Source organism: Streptomyces sp. R41, assembly GCF_041053055.1.
Lineage (GTDB): Bacteria > Actinomycetota > Actinomycetes > Streptomycetales > Streptomycetaceae > Streptomyces.
The window spans coordinates 2774779-2794957 of record NZ_CP163443.1; the positions used below are offsets into that span (position 1 = coordinate 2774779).

Genomic DNA, 20179 nt, shown 5'->3' on the forward strand with positions numbered 1-20179 from the left:
TGCACTGGTCCGCCACAGCAGCGAACAGATGCCAGGCTCATGACACTTCATGGTCAAGTCAAGGGCGCCTCAAGGACGTAAAAACGCCGGTGCCGACCTCCCAAGTGGGCGTCGGCACCGGCGTGTTGAGATCTTGACCTGTTTTCAGATCCTGACTGTGGGAGGTCACCCGGCGAGGTTGTCCGCCATCTCCTCGGTGAGGTTCGACTCGGTCCCGGGGATGCCGAGATCCTGCGCCCGCTTGTCGGCCATCGCCAGCAGGCGGCGGATACGGCCGGCAACGGCGTCCTTGGTCAGCGGCGGGTCGGCGAGCGCGCCCAGCTCCTCCAGGGAGGCCTGCTTGTGCTCCATGCGCAGCCGTCCGGCGGCCGCGAGGTGCTCGGGGACCTCGTCGGCAAGGATCTCCAGGGCGCGCTGCACGCGGGCACCGGCGGCGACGGCGGCGCGGGCCGAGCGGCGCAGGTTGGCGTCGTCGAAGTTGGCCAGCCGGTTCGCCGTGGCGCGGACCTCGCGGCGCATCCGCCGCTCCTCCCAGGCCAGCACGGACTCATGCGCGCCGAGACGGGTGAGCAGAGCCCCGATCGCGTCTCCGTCGCGTACGACGACACGGTCCACGCCGCGCACTTCGCGGGCCTTCGCCGCGATCGACAGCCGACGGGCGGCACCGACCAGGGCGAGCGCGGCCTCAGGGCCCGGGCAGGTCACCTCGAGCGAGGAGGAACGGCCGGGCTCGGTCAGCGAGCCGTGCGCCAGGAACGCTCCGCGCCAGGCCGCCTCGGCGTCACAGGTGGCCCCCGAGACCACCTGCGGGGGCAGCCCGCGGATCGGGCGGCCCCGGCCGTCGACGAGTCCGGTCTGGCGGGCCAGCTGGTCGCCGCCCGCGACCACGCGCACGACATAGCGGGAGCCGCGGCGCAGACCGCCGGGCGCCATCACGATCAGTTCGGAGCTGTGGCCGAAGATCTCCAGGATGTCCCGCTTCAGCCGGCGCGCCGCCATCGCGGTGTCCAGCTCCGCCTCGATCACGATCCTGCCGCTCACCAGGTGAAGGCCGCCCGCGAACCGCAGAATCGCGGAGACCTCCGCCTTTCTGCAGCAGGTCCGGGTGACGGGGAGCCGGGAGATCTCATCCTTCACCGCTGCCGTCATCGCCATGGGCCGATCCTTCCATGCATCCGAAAAATACGGTCGTACGCGGCGGCCAACAGCTCCGGGTCGTGCCGCGGAGATCCATCGGTCCGGGCCACCGGCGCCAGCTCGACCGCGGCGCCGAACCGCTTGGCGGCGTCGGTGAGTGAGTCGCGGTCGGGCACGGCGGCCTCGTCGGCCAGCACCACGTCCAGGGCGAGTTTAGGGGCGTGTCGTCCCAAAACCTCCAAATGACGCTGCGGGGAGAAGCCTTCGGTTTCTCCGGGCTGCGGGGCGAGGTTCAGCGAGAGTACCCGGCGCGCCTTCGTCTGGATGAGCGCGTCGAGCAACTCGGGCACGAGCAGGTGCGGGATCACCGAGGAGAACCAGGAGCCGGGGCCGAGGACCACCCAGTCCGCGTCGAGGACCGCCGCCACGGCCTCGGGGACGGCCGGCGGGTCGTGCGGCACGACGTGCACGGACTGCACCTCGCCGGGCGTGAGCGCAACCGTCGCCTGCCCTCGTACCGTCTCGACGTCGTCCGGCCGCTCCGGGTCGTGCCCCTTGACCAGGGCCTGGAGCTCCAGAGGTACGGCCGACATCGGCAGCACACGGCCGTGCGCGCCAAGGAGCCTGCCGACCAGGTCAAGGGCCTGGACGTGGTCGCCGAGCTGCTCCCACAGGGCGACGATCAGCAGATTGCCGACCGCGTGCTCGTGCAGGTCGCCCTGGGACTGGAAGCGGTGCTGGATGACGCGGGCCCAGGTCTGGCCCCAGTCGTCGTCGCCGCACAGCGCGGCCAGGGCCTTGCGCAGGTCGCCGGGCGGGAGCACGCCCAGTTCGTCGCGCAGGCGCCCGCTGGAGCCGCCGTCGTCGGCCACGGTGACGACGGCGGTGAGGTCGCCGGTGATCCGGCGCAGCGCGGCGAGCGAGGCGGACAGGCCCATACCGCCGCCGAGCGCGACGACCTTGGGCTGGGCGCCCCGGCGGCGCGGCTTCCCGCCGCGCGCCTCGGCGGGCTTGCCACCGCGTCCCTCGGGGGTGACGCGGCGCAGCCTGCTCAGCCGCAGAGCAGCACGTCCGGTCACTCGCGCCCCATGTCCCGGTGCACGACCACGGTCTCCACGCCCTGGGAGACGAGACGGGCGGCGAGCTTCTCGGAGGTGGCGACCGAGCGGTGCTTGCCGCCGGTGCAGCCGACCGCGATGGTCACATAGCGCTTGCCCTCACGCCGGTACCCGGCCGCGATGAGCTGGAGCAGCTCGGCGTAGCGGTCGAGGAACTCCTTGGCGCCTGGCTGGTTGAAGACGTAGGCCGCGACCTCCTCGTTCAGGCCGGTGAAGGGGCGCAGCTCGGGGACCCAGTGCGGGTTTGGCAGGAAGCGCATGTCCACGACCAGGTCGGCGTCGACCGGCAGGCCGTACTTGAAGCCGAAGGACATGACGGTGGCCCGCAGCTCCGGCTCCTCCTCGCCGGCGAACTGGGCATCCATCTTGGCCCGCAGCTCGTGCACGTTCAGGCTGGAGGTGTCGATCACCAGGTCGGCGTCGCCGCGCAGCTCGCGCAGCAGCTGGCGCTCGGCGTCGATGCCGTCGACGATGCGGCCGTCGCCCTGGAGGGGATGCGGGCGGCGCACCGACTCGAAGCGGCGTACCAGGGCCTCGTCGGAGGACTCCAGGAAGACGATCCGCCGGGTGACGTTCTTCGACTCCAGGTCTGCGAGGGACTCGCGGAGGTTGTCGAAGAAGCGGCGGCCGCGTACGTCGACGACGACCGCGATCCTGGCCACATTGCCCTGGGAGCGGGCGCCGAGCTCCACCATGGTGGGGATCAGCGCGGGCGGCAGGTTGTCGACGACGAACCAGCCGAGGTCCTCCAGACACTTGGCGGCGGTCGAGCGGCCCGCTCCGGACATGCCGGAGATGATCACCAGCTCGGGGATGGCCGCCTCGGGGACCCCGGCCGTTTCGCTACCCGTACCCACCTGTGCTCCGTCTTCCTGGGGTGCTTCCTGCTCCAGATGATCTTCGCCTGTTTCCTTGTGTGCTTCGTGTGCGTCGTGTGCTTCCTGGCCCTGCGCCGGGCGTTCCTCTTCGCGCGCGTCGTTCTCGGTCATCTCTCCTGCCCCCGTCGCTCGTCCGAGGCGCCCGCGGTCACGGGCTCCTCTGAGGAGCCCGCCGTCGTTTCGGGCTCCCCGTCTTCCTCGTCTCCCATGATCTCTCCAGTCGCCGTGTTCACGGCGGGGGCGGCCGGGGCCGCCTGGGCGAGGGCCACGGCGATCGTCTCGGCCGTCTTGCGGCCTATGCCGGGAACCTCACAGATCTGGTCGATTGTCGCGGAACGCAGCTTTTTCACCGAGCCGAAGTGCTTGATCAGCGCCTGCTTGCGCGTCTCGCCCAGGCCCGGCACGTCGTCCAGCGGGCTCGCCCTGAAGCGCTTGGCCCGCTTGGTGCGCTGGTAGGTGATCGCGAAGCGGTGGGCCTCGTCACGGACGCGCTGAAGCAGATACAGGCCCTCGCTGGTGCGCGGCAGGACCACCGGGTCGTCCTCGTCCGGCAGCCACACCTCCTCCAGGCGCTTGGCGAGGCCGCATACGGCGATGTCGTCGATGCCGAGCTCGTCGAGGGCCTTCTTGGCCGCCGCGACCTGCGGCTGGCCGCCGTCGACCACGACGAGCTGCGGGGGGTAGGCGAAGCGCTTGGGGCGGCCGTCCTCCTCGGTGAGGCCGCTCTCGCCGTCGGTCCACTCCCCCGTCTTCTCCTTCTCGGCGAGGTAGCGCCTGAAGCGGCGGGTGATCACCTCGTGCATGGAGCGGACGTCGTCCTGGCCCTCGAAGCCCTTGATCTGGAAGCGCCGGTACTCGCTCTTGCGCTGGAGCCCGTCCTCGAAGACGACCATCGACGCCACGACGTCGTCGCCCTGGAGGTGCGAGATGTCGTAGCACTCGATCCGCAGGGGTGCGCTGTCCAGGTCGAGTGCCCCGGCGATCTCCTCCAGGGCGCGCGAGCGGGTGGTCAGGTCGGAGGCGCGCTTGGTCTTGTGCAGCGCGAGCGACTGGAGCGCGTTGCGCTGCACCATCTCCATGAGGGCCTTCTTGTCGCCGCGCTGCGGGATGCGCAGCGACACGTTCGACCCGCGGCGCTCGGTGAGCCATTCCTGGACGGGCTCCACCGGGTCGGGCAGCGCCGGGACGAGCACCTCCTTGGGGACGGAGTCGCCCGTCTCCTCCCCGTAGAGCTGCTGGAGCGCGTGCTCGACGAGGTCACCGGTGGTGACGGCCTCCACCTTGTCCGTGACCCAGCCGCGCTGGCCGCGCACGCGACCGCCGCGTACGTGGAAGATCTGCACGGCCGCTTCCAGCTCGTCCTCGGCGACGGCCATCAGGTCGGCGTCGGTCGCGTCGGCGAGCACGACCGCGTTCTTCTCCATGGCCTTCTTGAGGGCTTCGATGTCGTCGCGCAGGCGGGCCGCCCGCTCGTACTCCATCTCCTCGGCCGCGTCCGTCATCTGCTTTTCCAGGCGGCGGAGGTACGTCCCCGTACGCCCGGCCATGAAGTCGCAGAACTCCTCGGCCAGGTCGCGGTGTTCCTCGACGGAGACGCGCTCGACGCAGGGTGCGGAGCACTTGCCGATGTAGCCGAGGAGGCAGGGGCGGCCGGTGCGGGCCGCGTTCTTGAAGACGCCGGCGGAGCAGGTGCGGACCGGGAAGACGCGCAGCAGCAGGTCCACGGTGTCGCGGATCGCCCACGCGTGCCCGTACGGACCGAAGTAGCGCACGCCCTTGCGCTTGTGGCCGCGCATCACCTGCACGCGCGGGAACTCCTCGTTCATCGTCACCGCGAGGTACGGATAGCTCTTGTCGTCGCGGTACTTGACGTTGAACCGGGGGTCGAACTCCTTGATCCAGGAGTACTCCAGCTGAAGCGCCTCGACCTCCGTGGACACGACCGTCCACTCCACCGACGCGGCCGTCGTGACCATGGTGCGGGTGCGGGGGTGCAGGTTCGCCAGGTCCTGGAAGTAGCTCGCCAGGCGCTGGCGCAGGCTCTTCGCCTTTCCGACGTAGATCACCCGGCGGTGCTCGTCGCGGAATTTGTACACCCCGGGAGAGTCCGGGATCTGTCCCGGCTTGGGGCGGTAGCTGGAGGGGTCGGCCATGTCACACACCCTACTGGCGAGGGCTGACAGCGCGGCGGCCCTGTGGACAAGGCCCGGGGCCCTGCCTCAGCGCGACTCCAGGAAGGTCAGGACCGCCAGGACACGTCGGTGGTCGTCGGGCTCCTCCTGGAGGCGGAGTTTTCCCAGGATGCTGCGGACGTGCTTCTCGACGGTGCCCTCGGTGACCCACAGGCGGCGGCCGATGCCCGCGTTGGAGCGGCCCTCGGCCATGAGGGCGAGGACCTCGCGCTCGCGGGAGCTGAGGAAGGACAGCGGATCGTCGCGGCGCTGGGCGGAGACCAGCTCCTGCACCAGGGAGGGGTCCACGACCGAGCCGCCCTTGCGGATCCGGTCGAGCGCCTCGATGAACTCCTCCACGACGGTGATCCGGCTCTTGAGGAGGTATCCGACCTTGCGGCCACTGGCCAGCAGTTCCAGGGCGTCCTCGACCTCCACATAGGCCGACAGGACCAGGATGCCGGTGGCGGGGTGGTGCTCGCGGATCGTGCGGGCCGCCTTGAGACCCTCGGTCGAGTGGGACGGCGGCATTCTTATGTCGATGATCGCCAGATCGGGCCGCTCGTCGGCCACCAGCTCCAGGAGCCGCGCGGCGTTACCGGCCTGCCCGGCCACCCCATAGCCGACGCGCTCGCACAGGCTCGCCAGACCCTCCCTGAGCAGGACGTCGTCATCGGCGAGGACGACCCGTCCCCGCCCGGGCTGCTGTGATGCGTCCATGGTCCCGGCTCCCCTTGCCCGACCCGTCCGGTGCGCCCCCAACAGCCTGCCGGACCACCGGGGTTACGGCTAGCAGTAAGCGGGATTGGGGGCTGGCCGTGACGACAAAGGGACCTTCCGGCGCGATGCTCGAACCAGCACGGATGCAAGGGACCGGCCGCCCCGGGCGAGGGGCGGCCGGTCGGACGGACGGTCGAAGGGCTGCGGGAGACGCGGCGGACACGGATCGAGAAACGACGGTGGTCGGTCCGTGCCCGCCGGTACGCGTCCCACCCCTGGCGCCCGGCACGCCCTGGGCGGTCACTGCTCCGACGGCGGTTCCCGCAGCGGCAGCCGTACCGTCAGGGTGGTGCCGCTCCCCGGCGGGCTGCTGATCGCGAGCTTGCCTCCGATCGCCTCGACGCGGTCGGTCAGCCCGACGAGACCCGAGCCGGCGCCGGGTCGGGCGCCCCCGGTCCCGTCGTCGCCGATGGACACCTCCAGGACGTCGTCGTGCGTCCGTGCCTCGACCTGTACGACCGTGGCGTGGGCATGCTTGGCCGCGTTGGTGAGGCATTCGGAGGTCACGTAGTAGACGGCGACCTCGGTCTGTTCCGGAAGGCGCGCGGAGGGCAGCTGGAGATCCAGTTCCACGGGTACGGCGGAGCGGCGGGCCAGGGCGCGCAAGGCGGGGCCCAGGCCGCCCCTGGAGAGGATCGCCGGGTGGATGCCGCGGGAGACCTGCAACAGGTCCTCGAAGGCGTCGTCCAGGCCCTTGCTGATGTGCGCCAACTGCTCGACGAACTCGGCCGATTGGTCGTCCATCATGGATTCGGCCATCCGCAGGCCCAGCTGGAGCGAGACCAGCCGTTGCTGTATGCCGTCGTGCAGATCGCGCTCGATACGGCGCCGCGACGCGTCCGAAGCGGCCACCACGCGCGCGCGTGAAGCCGTGAGCTGAGCCCGGCTGTCGGCGTTGGCGATGGCGGTGGCGACGAGTTCGGTGAAGTCGGCGAGCCGGGACTCGGTGCCCGGGGGCAGCGGTTCCGGGCCCGTCGGGGCCGCGACGACCGCGCCCCACAGACGGTCGTCGACGACGATCGGCGCGCCGACCGAGCGTCCGGCGCGGGCCGCCCGGCGGGTCTCGGCCACCGCGGCGGCCGCCGCCGCCTCGCCCGCGCTCGCGGCCGCGTGGGCCGAACCGAGGAGCGTGACGGCACCGTCGGTCCCGTAGCGCAGAACGGCGGCGGCCCCCGTGCTCAGCACCATCCCCACCTCGCGCGCGACCGCCGCGAACACCTCGTGCGGCGACTGGCCGCGGGCCACGAGGGTGGCGACGCGGCGCAGCGCGGCCTGCTCGCGGTCGGCGCGGCGGCTCTCGGTGACATCGCGCGCGGCGGCGTAGACGAGGCCCTCTCCTGTCACCGGGCGGGCGCTCCACTGCAGCCAGCGCTCGGTGCCGTCCGCGCGCAGGCAGCGGTTCTCGAACTCGCCGAGGTCGACCCCGTCGGCCAGGCGGCGGAGGACGGCACGCGTGCGTGCCCGGTCCTCCGGGTGGACGAACTCCAGCCAGGGCTTGGTGAGGAGCACTTCGGCGGGGTACCCCAGAGTTCGCTCGAAGGCCGGATTCACGCGCTTGAGGTAGCCGTCGATCCCGCAGATGCACAGCAGCTCGAGGGAGAGGTTGAAGATGCTCGCCAGCTCCCGCTCGGCCTCGCGGCGCCTGCCGTGTGCGGCGGCGAACGACGCCATGGTGTCGTTCATGCCGCCCAGCAGCTGTGCCCAGGTCCCGTCGAACCCGGCGACGTCCGCACGGTGGCCGAGCCGGTTGTCGTCGATCGCCGTGTTCATGGTGCGGATCTCGGCGGCGAGCCGCTCGCTGGTGACATGGAGTTCGCGGAAAGTGTCGGCGACGACGCCGATCTCGTCGCGTCCTCTGTAGTGGACGTCGTACGACAGGTCGCCGGCGGCAAGGGCCTTGGCGCCCTGGGACACCTCGGTGAGCGGGCGCGTGATGGAGCGGCGCAGCGTCAGCGCGAGGACAGTGACGGCGAAAAGCACTCCTACGGAGAGGGCGAGTTCGCGCTCGCCACGGTCCTGGGCACTCTTCAGGCCGTGGTCGGCGTCGGCCGCGAGTTCGCGGGCCGTGTCGTGCCCGATGCCGCGCAGGGCGTCGAGCCGGTCTGTGGAGGCCATGAGCCACAGGTCCAGGGAGGGGAGTTCGGGCTTCGCTCCTTCGGTTGCCATGAGGGCTTCGCGGGCCGCGCGCACGGTGCGCCCCGGGGGTTGCAGCAATACGCGGGCGAGGCGGGTGCGCAGCGGCCCGGAGGCGGTCTGGCGGAAGGTGTCGAGCTGGGCGGTCTCCAACGCGGGCCAGCGGCCGGCGGGGGCGCCTTGGCCGTCGGGGCGCGGTGCCGCGAGCAGGACGGCGAGCTCGACGCGTTCGCGCTCGGCGGCCTCGATGGCGCCCAGGATCGCCAGATAGGCGTCACCGGAGCGGCCCGAGGCGCGCGTGGGGCGGCTGGAGTCGAGGCGGCGGACGGTGTCGAGGAGATACGTCTCGACGGTCGAGTACCGCTGCTCGATCCCCGCCGCGCTGAGCGCGTCGCCTGCCGACTCCAGCCGGACCGCGTGGAGTTGGTTGCGCAGCGAGCCCAGGACGCCGAGGACGTCGGGCTGTCCCCGGTGCCGGGACGCGGCGCTCTCAGCGGCGGTCAGGGCGCGGTTGGTGGCGCCCCTGGCCGCGTCCCGCTCGGCCGCCGTGTCCGCCCGGTCGGGGGCCGCCTCGGCGAGCACCTCCGTGAGGCGCTCAAGGGCAACGGCCTCGTAGAGCCCGGCCGTCGCGAAGGACACCTTTGTGGAGACCCTGAAGTGCTCCAGAGTGCGCGCCTCGTGCCACTGGGCCACGGCCGAGAAGACCGTGAAGGCGAGCAGTCCGGCGACCGGCAACAGGGCGAGCAGCATGAGCTTGGTGCCCACCCGCAGCCGCGCGAGCAGCGGCGGACGGGCCCCGGCTGCGCGCGCCGTGCGCCGGCCGCCGGGTCTCATGGCCCGCCCGCCGGGTAATCCTGGTGGACGGCCAGATCCTTGTCGATCTCACGGACCGCCTGGTCCAGCGCGGCCTTGACCGGAGCACGATCGACGACGATCCTCGCGAAGGCCTTGGAGAAGGCCACGGTCACGGCGGGATAGGCGGGAGTCTGCGAGCGGGGCCGCGCGACGGTCCTCAGCTGCTCGATGAAGAGCTGCTCGGGGCCGCCCCGGGCGAAGGCCGGCGAGATCCTCACGGCGCTGTTCGTCGCAGGGATCGCCCCGTTCGCCACGGTCATGCGGTGGATCTGGCCGGGCTTGAGCAGATAGGCGAGAAAGCGCCAGGCCGCGTCCCCGTCGGTGGCGCCCGTGGTGATCCCCCACTGCCAGGACCCCATCCCGGTGACCGTGCCTTTGCCGAAGTCGGGCAGCGGGACGATCTTCACGTCACCCGGGAACGTCTTGGTGTAGTCGGGGTACATCCAGTGCCCCACCCAGGAGATGGGACTGCGGCCCTTCGTGAACGCCTTGTCGTCCTTGTCCGGGTCGATCAGCCCCTCCTTGGCCCACCTCTGCATGGTGGTGAGCGCCTCGACCGCTTCGGGGCTGTTCAGGAAACCGTCGGCCGTGCGGTGGGTCCTCGGGTCGATGAGATCGCCGCCGGCCGACCAGACGGCGGGCGCGAAGCCGTACGTGTTCCATTCCTGACCCGGAACGGAGTGGTTGAGCCGGAGGTCGAGCGGGCGCTGGTACCCCTGCTTCCTGAGCTGGTGGAGGATGCCGGTCAGCTCGGTGGCCGCCCACGCGTCGCCCGGCCCGCTCGGGACGCGGATGCCGGCCTTCTTCAGGACGGAGGGGCGCACGTAGAGGCCGAGCCCGGAGTCGAAGGTGCCGACGCCCCACAACCGGCCCGCATAGGTGCCCTGCTCACGGATCGAGGGCAACAGGTCGTTCTTCACGCTGTCGGGCACACAGGAATCGATCGGCTTGAGTTTGCCCGACCAGGCGTAGTTGTAGAGGTTCGGGCCGTCGAAGTCGAGCAGGTCGGGCAGGTCGCCGCCGGCGGCCGCGGACTCGACCAGATCCGTGTACGGGCGCTCTTCGGGAAGGGTGATCAGCTCGACCCGTACGGCCTTCTGCGCGGCGTTGAAGTCCTCGACCTGGTGGCGCATCGTGTCGAGCTCCCCGCTCGGGCCCGCGTGGAACCACACGGTGATGTCGGTGGTGCCCTTGAGTTTTCCGTCGCACGTGGTGTCCCCGCGCGCCTTGGAACGCTGTCCGTCGTCGCCGTCCCCGCCGCATCCGGCGACGAGGAGGGCCGCGCACACCGCTCCGGCGAGGAACGCCCGGCCTGGTATCGGTTTCCTGCGGAGCAACTTCATCGTGTACCCCCCAACCGACGGGACACGGCCACCCCAGGGCATCGACATGCTACCGCCGGTGACACGCCGCTGCTCTCCGTGAACGTGGACCTCCCTTTCTGGCAAAGGACTTCAGCACTTTCCGGCTAGCTGGAAAGCGCGAAGGTCAACCTGTTGGGAAGCTGTCACCATGTCCATGCGCTGTCTCCTCGTCGACGACAGCGCCCGGTTCCTGGAGGCCGCGCGCGCCCTGCTGGAGCGTGGCGGGGTGCAGGTCGTCGGTGTCGCCACGACGGGCGCGGAGGCCTTCGCGCGAGCCGTTGAACTGGCCCCGGACGTCGCCCTTGTCGACATCGACCTCGACGGCGAGAACGGCTTCGAGGTGGCGGGACGGCTCGCGGGAAGCGTGCCCGCCGTGATCCTGATCTCGACGCACTCCCTGGAGGACTTCCAGGAACTCGTCGCGGCCAGTTCGGCCCGCGGCTTCCTCCACAAGTCGACGCTCTCGGCACGGGCTATACGGGAGTTGCTGGGACGCGAGGAGTAGGGCCTGTCCGGCGGATCAGGCCGGAGGAAAGCAGCGGCTCCTCATAAGTGCAGGTGAGCGGGGCCTGGTGCGTCGAGCTGCAATGCGGAGGAGGGCGTCGACGCGATGGGGGTCCCCCCGCTCGAGCGAAGCCGAGAGTGGGGGAGTCGGCAACCGACGACAACGCCGCAGATCGGCGTGCCAGGCCCCGCGTCTGCGGCATGATCCGCCGGACAGGCCCCAAGCGCCGCTGCGGCAGCCGGGCGGAGCGGGAGTGTGACTCCGCCCGGCGCCGGGAGGCGGAGTCAGCGGCGGCGACGGCGCAGGGCGCGGGAGGCGCTCAGGGCGAGGGCGACGAGGGCACCGACGCCGGCTGCCGCCGAGGCGATGACGACGGCGGGGCCGGGGCTCTCCGGGGCACGCGGGCGGCCGGTCCCCGGGGACTCGGAGCCGAATCCGCCCGCCTCGCCAGATCGCGCGTACGCGGAGCCGGGGAGCTTGTCCGCGTACGCCTCGTGCACGCGATAGGCGGCGAGCGTCGTGCCGTGAGGACCGATCGCCTGCTGGGTGTCCGCATCGAGGGGCAGCACGCGCGCGTGGCGCCGGACGTACCAGGCGTCGATCTGCGGCTCCCTGAAGACCGCGCCACCCGGCAGCAGACGGGCGCCCAGGGCCGCGTAACGCGTCTCGTCGTCCCCGGAGGCGATGTTCACCACCATGGTGATGTTCAGGCGCTTGTACACGAGAGCCGTCGGAGCCGATGTCGTGGCGGCTGCCGTCGGATCGGAGGCTGTGGCGGTTGCCGTCGGAGCGGCGCCGAGGGCGACCAGAACGGCGGCGAGAGCGAGCAGTCTTCTGTGACGCATCGCGGTCCTCCCGAGTGGGGTTCGAGGAGTGGAGGAGCGCGTCCGGACGCTGCGGTCAAGCATGTTGAGCATCAGGTGTTGTCGGGGCTTGGTCAACACGCTTCAATGCGGAGGAACTCGGGGCGTGAACGGCGGCAGACGCGTGTGAACGGACCGCGCGCGCCGACCTGGCGACCCCGACGACTCGCACGAACGGCCTGACCAGCCGTAGTGAACATTCACAGAAAGGCCCCTGCATGCGGCACGGCACACAGCACGCGGACGTCGCCACGGCGGAGCTGGAGACGGCTCTGCGGGGCGGCCCCTTCCATGTCGCGCTGCGCGCCGCGATCGCCGCCCGCGGACTGCCACTGCAGCGCGTCCAGCACCATCTGTCGCGGTACGGGGTCAAGGTCGGTGTGACGAGCCTGAGTTACTGGCAGCAGGGCGCCAGGCGCCCGCAGCGCCCCGAGTCGCTGCGGGCCGTCCGCGCCTTGGAGGAGATCCTCCAGCTCCCGGACGAGTCACTGATCCGGCTGCTCGCCAAGGCGGACGACCACTCCGGTCCGGAACGCCCCGCGGGTCGTTCGTACCGCTCCCTCGTGGAGGCCTCCGGCGTCCTGGAGCGGCTCCTGGCCGAGTTGGAGTCACCGCTCGACGGCGGGCTGCACACCCTCGGCCACCACGAACGCGTACGGATCGGCGCGCACCGCGAGCTGCTGGGCCGCGAGTCGCACCACATAGTGCGCGCCCACAGGGACGGCGTGGACCGCTATGTGGCCATTCACCACGGCGACCCGGGATGCGCTCCGGAGCGGATGGCGGTACGCGCCCTGGAGAACTGCCGTACGGGGCGGGTGCGCTGGCACCACGACACCGGGGTGCTCGTGGCCGAGCTCCTCTTCGACACGCGCCTGCGCGCAGGCGATACGTTCCTGTTCCGCTACGGCTTCGACGACGGCACGGCCGGCGCGTCCAGCGAATACGTCCGCGGCTTCAGCTTCGCGGGCGGCCAGTACGCCCTCCAGGTGCGGTTCGCCGAGGAGGCGTTGCCCGTGCGCTGCCACCGGTTCACCCAGCACTCGGCGGCGGCTCCGCGCAGCGGCCGCCAGGAACTGGCGCTGAGCGGTCGCCATCGCTCGGTGCATCTGGTCGAGCCCCGCGTGCGGTCGGGGATCCTGGGGATCGGGTGGGACTGGGAGTGACCGCTCCCGGGTGGGAGTCGCGCGGCCCCGATCAGGCGCCCGGGCCCGCGACGATCTTCCCGTCCTTCGCCTCCACCGACAGCTCGTGCAGCGGCACGGTGGCCGGCGCCTGCAGCACCTCGCCCGTCGCGGCGTCGAATTCACTGCCGTGGCAGGGGCAGATGAGCGTCGTGCCCTGAAGCTTGTTGATGGCACACCCTGCGTGCGTGCAGATCGAGCTGAACGCCTTGAGCGCACCGTCCTCGGCACGGCTGACGACGACATTCCGATCCCGGTACAGCTTGGCACCGCCCTTGGCGATCTCGCTCTCCGTACCCAGTTCGACCGGCGCGGTCGGCGTCGCGGGTGCCCCGCCACCGTCACCACCGCCGGAGCACGCGGTGAGGGCGAGCCCGGCGACCGGGGTGAGCGCCGCTCCCCGCAGGACGGTACGGCGGCTCGCGGACGGACGGCCGGGCATGGCATCTCCACTGGTCGGGGGCGGTGGACGCCGACACGGGTAGGGGCAGTGAACACCGACGATACCGGCATGAATCATTCCGCTCGTGGCGGGGGGAGCCGACTCCACGGTGCGCACGTAAACGCTTACGCATACGCGCACGCAATCACCCAGGTAATCGCTTGCGTAAACGCTTGCGTAAACGTTGACGTAAGCGTTTACGTCCGGCGCCGGATGGGATACGTTCCCCTGCGAACAACCAGGCCCGCAGGGAGGGAGCACCATGGCAACGATGGTCGATGTGGCCCAGCGGGCAGGCGTGTCCACCGCGACCGTCTCGCACGTGCTCAACGACACGCGCCCGGTGCTGCCCCAGACACGCCAGGCCGTCCTCGACGCCATCGACGAGCTCGGATACACACCCAACACCCTGGCCCGTTCGCTGGTCACCGCACGCACGCGGTCCATCGGACTCGCGGTGTCGGCGATCAGCAACCCGTACTTCACGGAGATCCTTCAGGGCGTCGAGGCCGGCGCCCTGAAGCACGGCTACAGCCTGCTGATCGCCGACCCGCACGACGATCCGCAGCACGAGCGGAAGATCGTCCAGCTGCTGCACGAGCGACGCGTCGACGGCGTGATCATCGCGCCCTCCGCGGCCCCGGCCGAGCTCCTCGGCTACCTCGGGCAGCACGACGTGCCCACCGTGTTCCTGGACCGACTCGTCGACTCCCCCGCCGAGGGCCCCTACCGCTTCGACCAGGTCTGCACCGAGAACACCGAGCCCATGACGAGGCTGGTCACCCACCTCGCCGAACTGGGCCACCAACGCATCGCCCTGGTCGCGGGCCTGCCCGGGCTCAGCACCACGACCGAGCGGATCACCGGCTACCGTCACGGCCTCGCGCACGCCGGACTCCCGTACGACGAGCGGCTCGTGGCGCAAGGCAACTCCCAGGCGGAGGCCGCCGAGGAGGCCACCCACGCCCTGCTGTCGCTCGCGACGCCGCCCACCGCGCTCGTCACCGCCAACAACGCCATGACCATCGGCGCGCTGCGATCCCTGCGCGAGCGGGACCTGTCCGTGCCGGACGACCTGGCGCTGTGCTGCTTCGACGACTTCTCCTGGGCGGACCTGTTCACGCCCCGGCTGACCGCGATCTCCCAGCCCAGCAAGGAGATAGGGGCCCAGGCCGTCCAACTGCTCCTGGAACGGCTGACGTCACCCGGCCGTCCGGGCCGCACCGTCCGGCTGCCCTCCGCCTTCGTCCACCGCACCTCGTGCGGCTGCCCCGAGAGCTCCAAGCACCCCGAGAGCCACAGGAAAGGACCCGAGTCGTGATCGTCGTCGCCGGTGAGGCCCTGATAGATCTGGTACCGCAGGGCGCGGGCGCCCTGGTGGGCCTGCTGCCGCGCCTGGGCGGCGGCCCCTACAACACGGCCGTGGCACTCGGCCGCCTCGGCTCCCCCACGGCCTTCTGCTCCCGGGTCTCGTACGACGCGTTCGGCGAGGCACTCCTCAGCGGTCTCGGCGAGGCGGGCGTCGACGTGTCGTCCGTGCAGCGCGGAACGGAGCCGACGACCCTCGCGGTCGCCTCGATCGATACGGACGGCTCGGCCGCGTACTCCTTCTACGTCGAGGGCACGGCGGACCGTCTCTTCTCGACACCGGACCAACTCCCCGACGCCACAAGGGCGGTGTCCTTCGGCACCTGCTCGCTCGTCCTGGAGCCGGGCGCGAGCGCGTACGAGGAGCTGATGCGGACCGCCGCCGCGCGCGGCGTGTTCACCGCGCTCGACCCGAACATCCGGGCCGGGCTGATCCCCGACGCCGACGCCTACCGGGCCCGCTTCAAGAGCTGGCTGCCGTCGGTGTCGCTCCTCAAGCTCTCGGAGGAGGACGCCCTGTGGCTCGGGGGCACCCCGCGCGAGTGGCTGGCGTCCGGCCCCGCCGCCGTGGTGATCACCCAGGGCGGCGACGGCCTGACGGCGTTCACTCGCGACGGCTCGGTCCACTCCGTCCCCGGCGAATCGGTCGACGTCGTGGACACCATCGGCGCCGGCGACACGGTGAACGCGGCGCTGCTGCACGGCCTGGCCTCGCGGGACGCCCTGTCACCGGCGGCGATGGCGGCCCTCGGCGCCGACGGATGGACCGAGCTGCTGCGCTTCGCGGCCCGCGCGGCGGCGATCACCTGCTCACGCGCGGGAGCAGAACCGCCGTACGCCTCCGAGCTCGGCGACCTGTAGCGGGACGCTCAGCTGCCGACCGCCCGCAGCGCCCCGGGCCGTCGCCCATTGAGCCGGTCGAGCGCGCTCGCGGCGGCTTCGTCGGCGGGGAGGTGTACGACCATGCCAACCCGGACCGCGACGCGCACACTCGCTCGCCCGAACTGCTCGACGTCGAGAAGCGTCCGACGACGACCTTCCGCTCGACGCGGGTGTCCGGGGACGGCGAGGAGTGGTCGATGGAAGGGGACTTGACCATCGGGGACGTGACGCTGACGGTGACGCTCGCCGTCGATTTCGGCGGGGTGGTGGACTCCCCCGTCGACGGTCGCAAGCACGCGGGATTCGAGGGGACGGGCGAGATCCGGCGCGGCGACTTCGGTCTGGACTTCGGGACCGGGTTCCTCGGTGATGTTGTCAAGGTGCGGCTGGACATGCAGTTCGTCGAGCCGCAGGGGCAGGGCGGCTGATTGTGCAACGCGCGGCGCCCCACGGGGAGTTCCCGTGGGGCGCCGTATTTCTTGGGACTTGTCAGGCCTTGCGCAGCCGTCCCGTTCAGGCCCCGAAGGCTCGATGGGGTCAGGCCTTGCTGGCCCGCGTGGTCTTCTTCGCGGGGGTCGCCTTCTTGGTGGCCGTCTTCTTCGTGGCCGCGGCAGCCTTCTTGGTGGCCGTGTTGTTGACGGCCTTCGTGGTCGTCTTCTTCGCCGTCGCCTTGGCCGCCACCACCTTCTTGGCGGCGGTCTTGCGCACGACCTTCACGGGGGCCGCGTCGCTGATCCGGTCGGCGCCGAGGATCTCGCGCAGGAACTTTCCGGTGTGGCTGGTCGGGACGCCGGCGACCTGCTCGGGCGTGCCCTCGGCGATCACGAGACCGCCGCCGTTGCCACCCTCGGGACCCATGTCGACGACCCAGTCCGCGGTCTTGATGACATCGAGGTTGTGCTCGATGACGATGACCGTGTTGCCCTTGTCGACCAGGCCGGACAGCACCGTGATGAGCTTGCTGATGTCCTCGAAGTGCAGACCTGTGGTCGGCTCGTCGAGCACGTACACCGTGCGGCCCGTGGAACGCTTCTGCAGCTCGCTCGCGAGCTTGACGCGCTGCGCCTCACCGCCGGACAGCGTCGGCGCGGACTGGCCGAGCCGGACGTAGCCCAGACCGACGTCGTTGAGCGTCCGCAGGTGGCGGGCGATCGCCGGGACGGCCTCGAAGAAGCCGAGGGCCTCCTCGATCGGCATGTCGAGGACCTCGGAGATGGACTTGCCCTTGTAGTGGACCTCCAGGGTCTCCCGGTTGTAGCGCGCCCCGTGGCAGACCTCGCAGGGGACATACACATCCGGCAGGAAGTTCATCTCGATCTTGATGGTGCCGTCGCCGGAGCAGTTCTCGCAGCGGCCGCCCTTGACGTTGAAGGAGAAGCGGCCGGGCAGGTAGCCCCGCACCTTCGCCTCGGTCGTCTCCGCGAACAGCTTGCGGACGTGGTCGAAGACTCCGGTGTACGTCGCAGGGTTCGACCGGGGTGTACGGCCGATGGGCGACTGGTCGACGTGCACGACCTTGTCGACGAGGTCGTCACCCTCCACACGCGTGTGCCGCCCGGGAACGTTCCTCGCGCCGTTCAGCTCGCGGGCCAGGTGCGTGTACAGGATGTCGTTGACCAGTGTCGACTTGCCGGAGCCCGAGACGCCGGTGACGGCCGTGAGGACGCCCAGCGGGAAGGACACGTCGATGTCCTGGAGGTTGTTCTCCCGGGCGCCGTGCACTGTGAGCTTGCGGCTCGGGTCGGCGGGGCGGCGGATGTCCGGGGTCGCGATCTCCTTCTTGCGCGACAGGTACTGGCCGGTCATCGACTCGGGGTTGGTGAGCAGCTCCTTCAAGGGGCCGCTGTGCACGACCTTGCCGCCGTGCTCGCCCGCGCCGGGGCCGATGTCGACGATCCAGTCGGCGACCTTGATGGTGTCCTCGTCGTGCTCGACGACGATGAGGGTGTTACCCATGTCGCGCAGCCGGACCAGGGTCTCGATCAGCCGGTGGTTGTCGCGCTGGTGCAGACCGATGGAGGGCTCGTCGAGGACGTACAGGACGCCCACGAGCCCGGAGCCGATCTGGGTGGCCAGACGGATGCGCTGGGCCTCACCGCCGGAGAGGGTGCCGGCGGCGCGGTTCAGCGACAGGTAGTCGAGGCCGACGTCGACCAGGAAGCGCAGCCTTTCGTTGACCTCCTTCAGGACGCGCTCGGCGATCTTCTTGTCGCGGGCGTTGAGCTTCAGCTCGCCCAGGAAGTCCGCGCAGTCGCTGATGGACATCGCGGAGACCTCGGCGATCGACTTCTCCATGACGGTGACCGCGAGGACGAGCGGCTTCAGACGCGTGCCCTCACAGGTGGGGCAGGGCACCTCGCGCATATAGCCCTCGAAGCGCTCTCGGCTCGCGTCGCTCTCGGCGTCGCTGTGCCGGCGCTTGACGAAGTTCACGGCACCCTCGAAGGACGCCATGTACACGCGCTCGCGGCCGTACCGGTTGCGGTAGCGGATCTGGATCTGTGTCTTGTGGCCGTAGAGCAGGGCCTTCTTGGCGCGCTGCGGCAGGCCCGCGAAGGGGATGTCCGTCCGGAAGCCGAGTGCGTCCGCGAGGGCGCCGATCTGGCGGTCGAAGTAGTCCTTGGTGTGTCCGTGCGACCAAGGGTGGATGGCGCCCTCGTCGAGGGACTTCTCCTCGTCCGGGATGATCAGCTCGGGGTCGACCTCCATGCGCGTACCGATGCCGGTGCACTCGGGGCAGGCGCCGAAGGGCGAGTTGAAGGAGAAGGAGCGGGGCTCCAGCTCTTCGAAGGACAGGTCGTCGTACGGGCAGTACAGGTGCTCCGAGTACATGCGCTCGCGCTCGGGGTCGTCCTCGGGGAGGTCGACGAAGTCGAGAACGACCATGCCGCCGGAGAGGCCGAGGGCGGTCTCCACGGAGTCGGTCAGGCGGCGCTTGGCGGAGTCCTTCACCGTGAGGCGGTCGACGACCACCTCGATGGTGTGCTTCTCCTGCTTCTTCAGCGTGGGCGGCTCGGTGAGCTGGATCGTCTCGCCGTCGACCCTGGCCCGACTGTACCCCTTGGTCTGAAGATCGGCGAAGAGGTCGACGAACTCTCCCTTGCGCTCGCGCACCAGCGGCGACAGGACCTGGAAGCGGCTCCCCTCCGGCAGCTCCAGGACCTTGTCGACGATGGCCTGCGGCGACTGGCGCGTGATGGGGCGGCCGCACTCGGGACAGTGCGGCTTGCCGATGCGCGCGAAGAGCAGGCGCAGATAGTCGTAGACCTCTGTGATGGTGCCGACCGTCGAGCGCGGGTTGCGCGAGGTCGACTTCTGGTCGATGGAGACCGCCGGGGAGAGGCCTTCGATGAAGTCGACATCCGGCTTGTCCATCTGGCCGAGGAACTGCCGGGCGTACGAGGAGAGCGACTCCACGTAGCGCCGCTGCCCCTCGGCGAAGATCGTGTCGAAGGCCAGCGAGGACTTGCCCGACCCCGACAGGCCCGTGAAGACGATGAGCGAGTCGCGCGGGAGGTCGAGCGAGACATTCTTGAGATTGTGCTCGCGCGCTCCACGGACGATGAGACGGTCGGCCACGCCGGTCCGCACCTTTCTTGAGAGAAGTGACAGGGGCGGGGCCCCCGTCATTTTTCAGAGTAGGGGGAGCCACTGACAGCGCCGGTTGGTTTCCCTGGTTCACAACAATCCCGGGCCATCCAGCATGCCCGACGCCGTGCCCGAGCTTATAGCACGGGTATTCGATTTGCGGGGGTGGTCGACCACCTTCACCCAAACGTGTGGCAGGGCTAGGGTCGGCCTCATGATTGATCATGTGCGCGACCTGGCGTCTGTACGTGACGCGACCGAACGGCTGCTCACCGCAGCGGCCAAATTGGACAACGCATCCGTGGCCGAGCCGTCACGGCTTCCCGGCTGGAGCCGCGGCCACGTCCTCGCCCACCTCGCCCGCAACGCGGACGCTCTCGTGAACGTCCTCGAAGGGCATCCCATGTACGCCTCGGGCGACGCCCGGGACACCGACATCGAGCGGGACGCGCCGCGCCCCCTGGACACGCAGCTCGCGGACGTGCGCGAGAGCGCGGCCCGCTTCCAGGAGGCGGCGGCCGCGCCCGCGGACTGGTCCCGCACGGTGGAGCTGCGCAACGGGGTCACGGACTCGGCATCCCGGGTGCCGTTCCGGCGGTGGGTCGAGGTGGAGCTGCACCACGTGGATCTGGGGATCGGGTACGAGCTCGAGGATCTTCCAGAGGAGTTCGTGGAACGGGAGATCGAGTTCCTCGCCGCCCGCTTCGCCGGGCATCCCGATGTGCCGCCCACACGGATCACGGACGGCACGCGCGCGTGGAGCACGGGACGCGGCACGGAGGGCACCCCGGAGGTCATCGTGACCGGCCCGACGCCTGTACTCCTGGGCTGGCTCGCGGGGCGCCGCGACGGGGCCGATCTGACGGTCGACGGTGGCCTGCTTCCCGCCCTCCCCCCGCTATAGGCTGCCG

General features: G+C 70.6%; 14 protein-coding genes and 3 pseudogenes. 6 read left to right on the top strand and 11 right to left on the bottom strand.

The window, feature by feature from the left end:
* Positions 1-165: 165 nt before the first annotated feature.
* The 7 genes from whiA to AB5J53_RS13085 all read right to left on the bottom strand — a co-directional run bounded on the left by whiA (position 166) and on the right by AB5J53_RS13085 (position 10415).
* Positions 166-1155, bottom strand: coding sequence for a DNA-binding protein WhiA (gene whiA, locus AB5J53_RS13055; protein ID WP_010987695.1), 990 nt, complete (start codon positions 1153-1155; stop codon positions 166-168).
* A complete protein-coding gene (gene yvcK, locus AB5J53_RS13060) occupies positions 1146-2216 on the bottom strand; it encodes a uridine diphosphate-N-acetylglucosamine-binding protein YvcK (RefSeq protein WP_369245797.1) in 1071 nt (356 codons plus the stop codon). The genes whiA and yvcK overlap by 10 nt, the downstream gene beginning before the upstream one ends.
* Positions 2213-3244, bottom strand: coding sequence for an RNase adapter RapZ (gene rapZ / locus AB5J53_RS13065; RefSeq protein WP_369245798.1), 1032 nt, complete (start codon positions 3242-3244; stop codon positions 2213-2215). Before rapZ ends, yvcK begins: the two co-directional genes overlap by 4 nt.
* Positions 3241-5286, bottom strand: a complete 2046-nt coding sequence (gene uvrC, locus AB5J53_RS13070; RefSeq protein WP_369245799.1) for an excinuclease ABC subunit UvrC — start codon at positions 5284-5286, stop codon at positions 3241-3243. The genes rapZ and uvrC overlap by 4 nt, the downstream gene beginning before the upstream one ends.
* Positions 5287-5352: 66 nt before the next feature.
* Positions 5353-6024, bottom strand: coding sequence for a response regulator (locus tag AB5J53_RS13075; protein ID WP_369245800.1), 672 nt, complete (start codon positions 6022-6024; stop codon positions 5353-5355).
* A gap of 300 nt (positions 6025-6324) precedes the next feature.
* Positions 6325-9051 carry a PAS domain S-box protein gene (locus tag AB5J53_RS13080; RefSeq protein WP_369245801.1) on the bottom strand — a complete coding sequence of 909 codons (2727 nt, stop codon included), beginning with the start codon at positions 9049-9051 and terminating at the stop codon, positions 6325-6327.
* A complete protein-coding gene (locus tag AB5J53_RS13085) occupies positions 9048-10415 on the bottom strand; it encodes a sugar ABC transporter substrate-binding protein (RefSeq protein ID WP_369245802.1) in 1368 nt (455 codons plus the stop codon). Before AB5J53_RS13085 ends, AB5J53_RS13080 begins: the two co-directional genes overlap by 4 nt.
* Positions 10416-10584: 169 nt before the next feature.
* Here AB5J53_RS13085 and AB5J53_RS13090 point away from each other — a divergent pair, with 169 nt between their 5' ends.
* On the top strand, positions 10585-10941 hold the full coding sequence (locus tag AB5J53_RS13090; protein WP_369245803.1) for a response regulator: 357 nt from the start codon (positions 10585-10587) through the stop codon (positions 10939-10941).
* Positions 10942-11225: 284 nt separating this feature from the next.
* Here AB5J53_RS13090 and AB5J53_RS13095 read toward each other — a convergent pair.
* A pseudogene (locus AB5J53_RS13095) lies at positions 11226-11636 on the bottom strand (hypothetical protein); the annotation flags it as partial.
* Between the two features lie 386 nt (positions 11637-12022).
* On the opposite strand from AB5J53_RS13095, the gene AB5J53_RS13100 reads away from it, so the two are divergent.
* Positions 12023-12970, top strand: coding sequence for a hypothetical protein (locus AB5J53_RS13100; protein WP_369245804.1), 948 nt, complete (start codon positions 12023-12025; stop codon positions 12968-12970).
* 31 nt (positions 12971-13001) lie between these two features.
* On the opposite strand, the gene AB5J53_RS13105 is transcribed toward AB5J53_RS13100, so the two are convergent.
* Positions 13002-13430 carry a Rieske (2Fe-2S) protein gene (locus AB5J53_RS13105; RefSeq protein ID WP_369245805.1) on the bottom strand — a complete coding sequence of 143 codons (429 nt, stop codon included), beginning with the start codon at positions 13428-13430 and terminating at the stop codon, positions 13002-13004.
* A 262-nt stretch (positions 13431-13692) separates the two neighbouring features.
* Here AB5J53_RS13105 and AB5J53_RS13110 point away from each other — a divergent pair, with 262 nt between their 5' ends.
* Positions 13693-14751 carry a LacI family DNA-binding transcriptional regulator gene (locus AB5J53_RS13110; protein ID WP_369245806.1) on the top strand — a complete coding sequence of 353 codons (1059 nt, stop codon included), beginning with the start codon at positions 13693-13695 and terminating at the stop codon, positions 14749-14751.
* Entirely contained in the window at positions 14748-15659 is a 912-nt protein-coding gene (locus AB5J53_RS13115; protein WP_369245807.1) for a carbohydrate kinase, read from the top strand. The genes AB5J53_RS13110 and AB5J53_RS13115 overlap by 4 nt, the downstream gene beginning before the upstream one ends.
* An 8-nt stretch (positions 15660-15667) precedes the next feature.
* Here AB5J53_RS13115 and AB5J53_RS13120 read toward each other — a convergent pair.
* Positions 15668-15763 (bottom strand): annotated as a pseudogene (locus AB5J53_RS13120) (transcriptional regulator); the annotation flags it as partial.
* Positions 15764-15766: 3 nt separating this feature from the next.
* On the opposite strand from AB5J53_RS13120, the pseudogene AB5J53_RS13125 reads away from it, so the two are divergent.
* A pseudogene (locus AB5J53_RS13125) lies at positions 15767-16108 on the top strand (YceI family protein); the annotation flags it as partial.
* 109 nt (positions 16109-16217) lie between these two features.
* Here AB5J53_RS13125 and uvrA read toward each other — a convergent pair.
* Positions 16218-19259, bottom strand: coding sequence for an excinuclease ABC subunit UvrA (uvrA, locus tag AB5J53_RS13130; RefSeq protein ID WP_369245808.1), 3042 nt, complete (start codon positions 19257-19259; stop codon positions 16218-16220).
* 223 nt (positions 19260-19482) lie between these two features.
* Here uvrA and AB5J53_RS13135 point away from each other — a divergent pair, with 223 nt between their 5' ends.
* Positions 19483-20172 (top strand): maleylpyruvate isomerase family mycothiol-dependent enzyme, encoded by a 690-nt coding sequence (locus tag AB5J53_RS13135; RefSeq protein ID WP_369245809.1) that lies wholly within the window; start codon positions 19483-19485, stop codon positions 20170-20172.
* Positions 20173-20179: the final 7 nt, after the last annotated feature.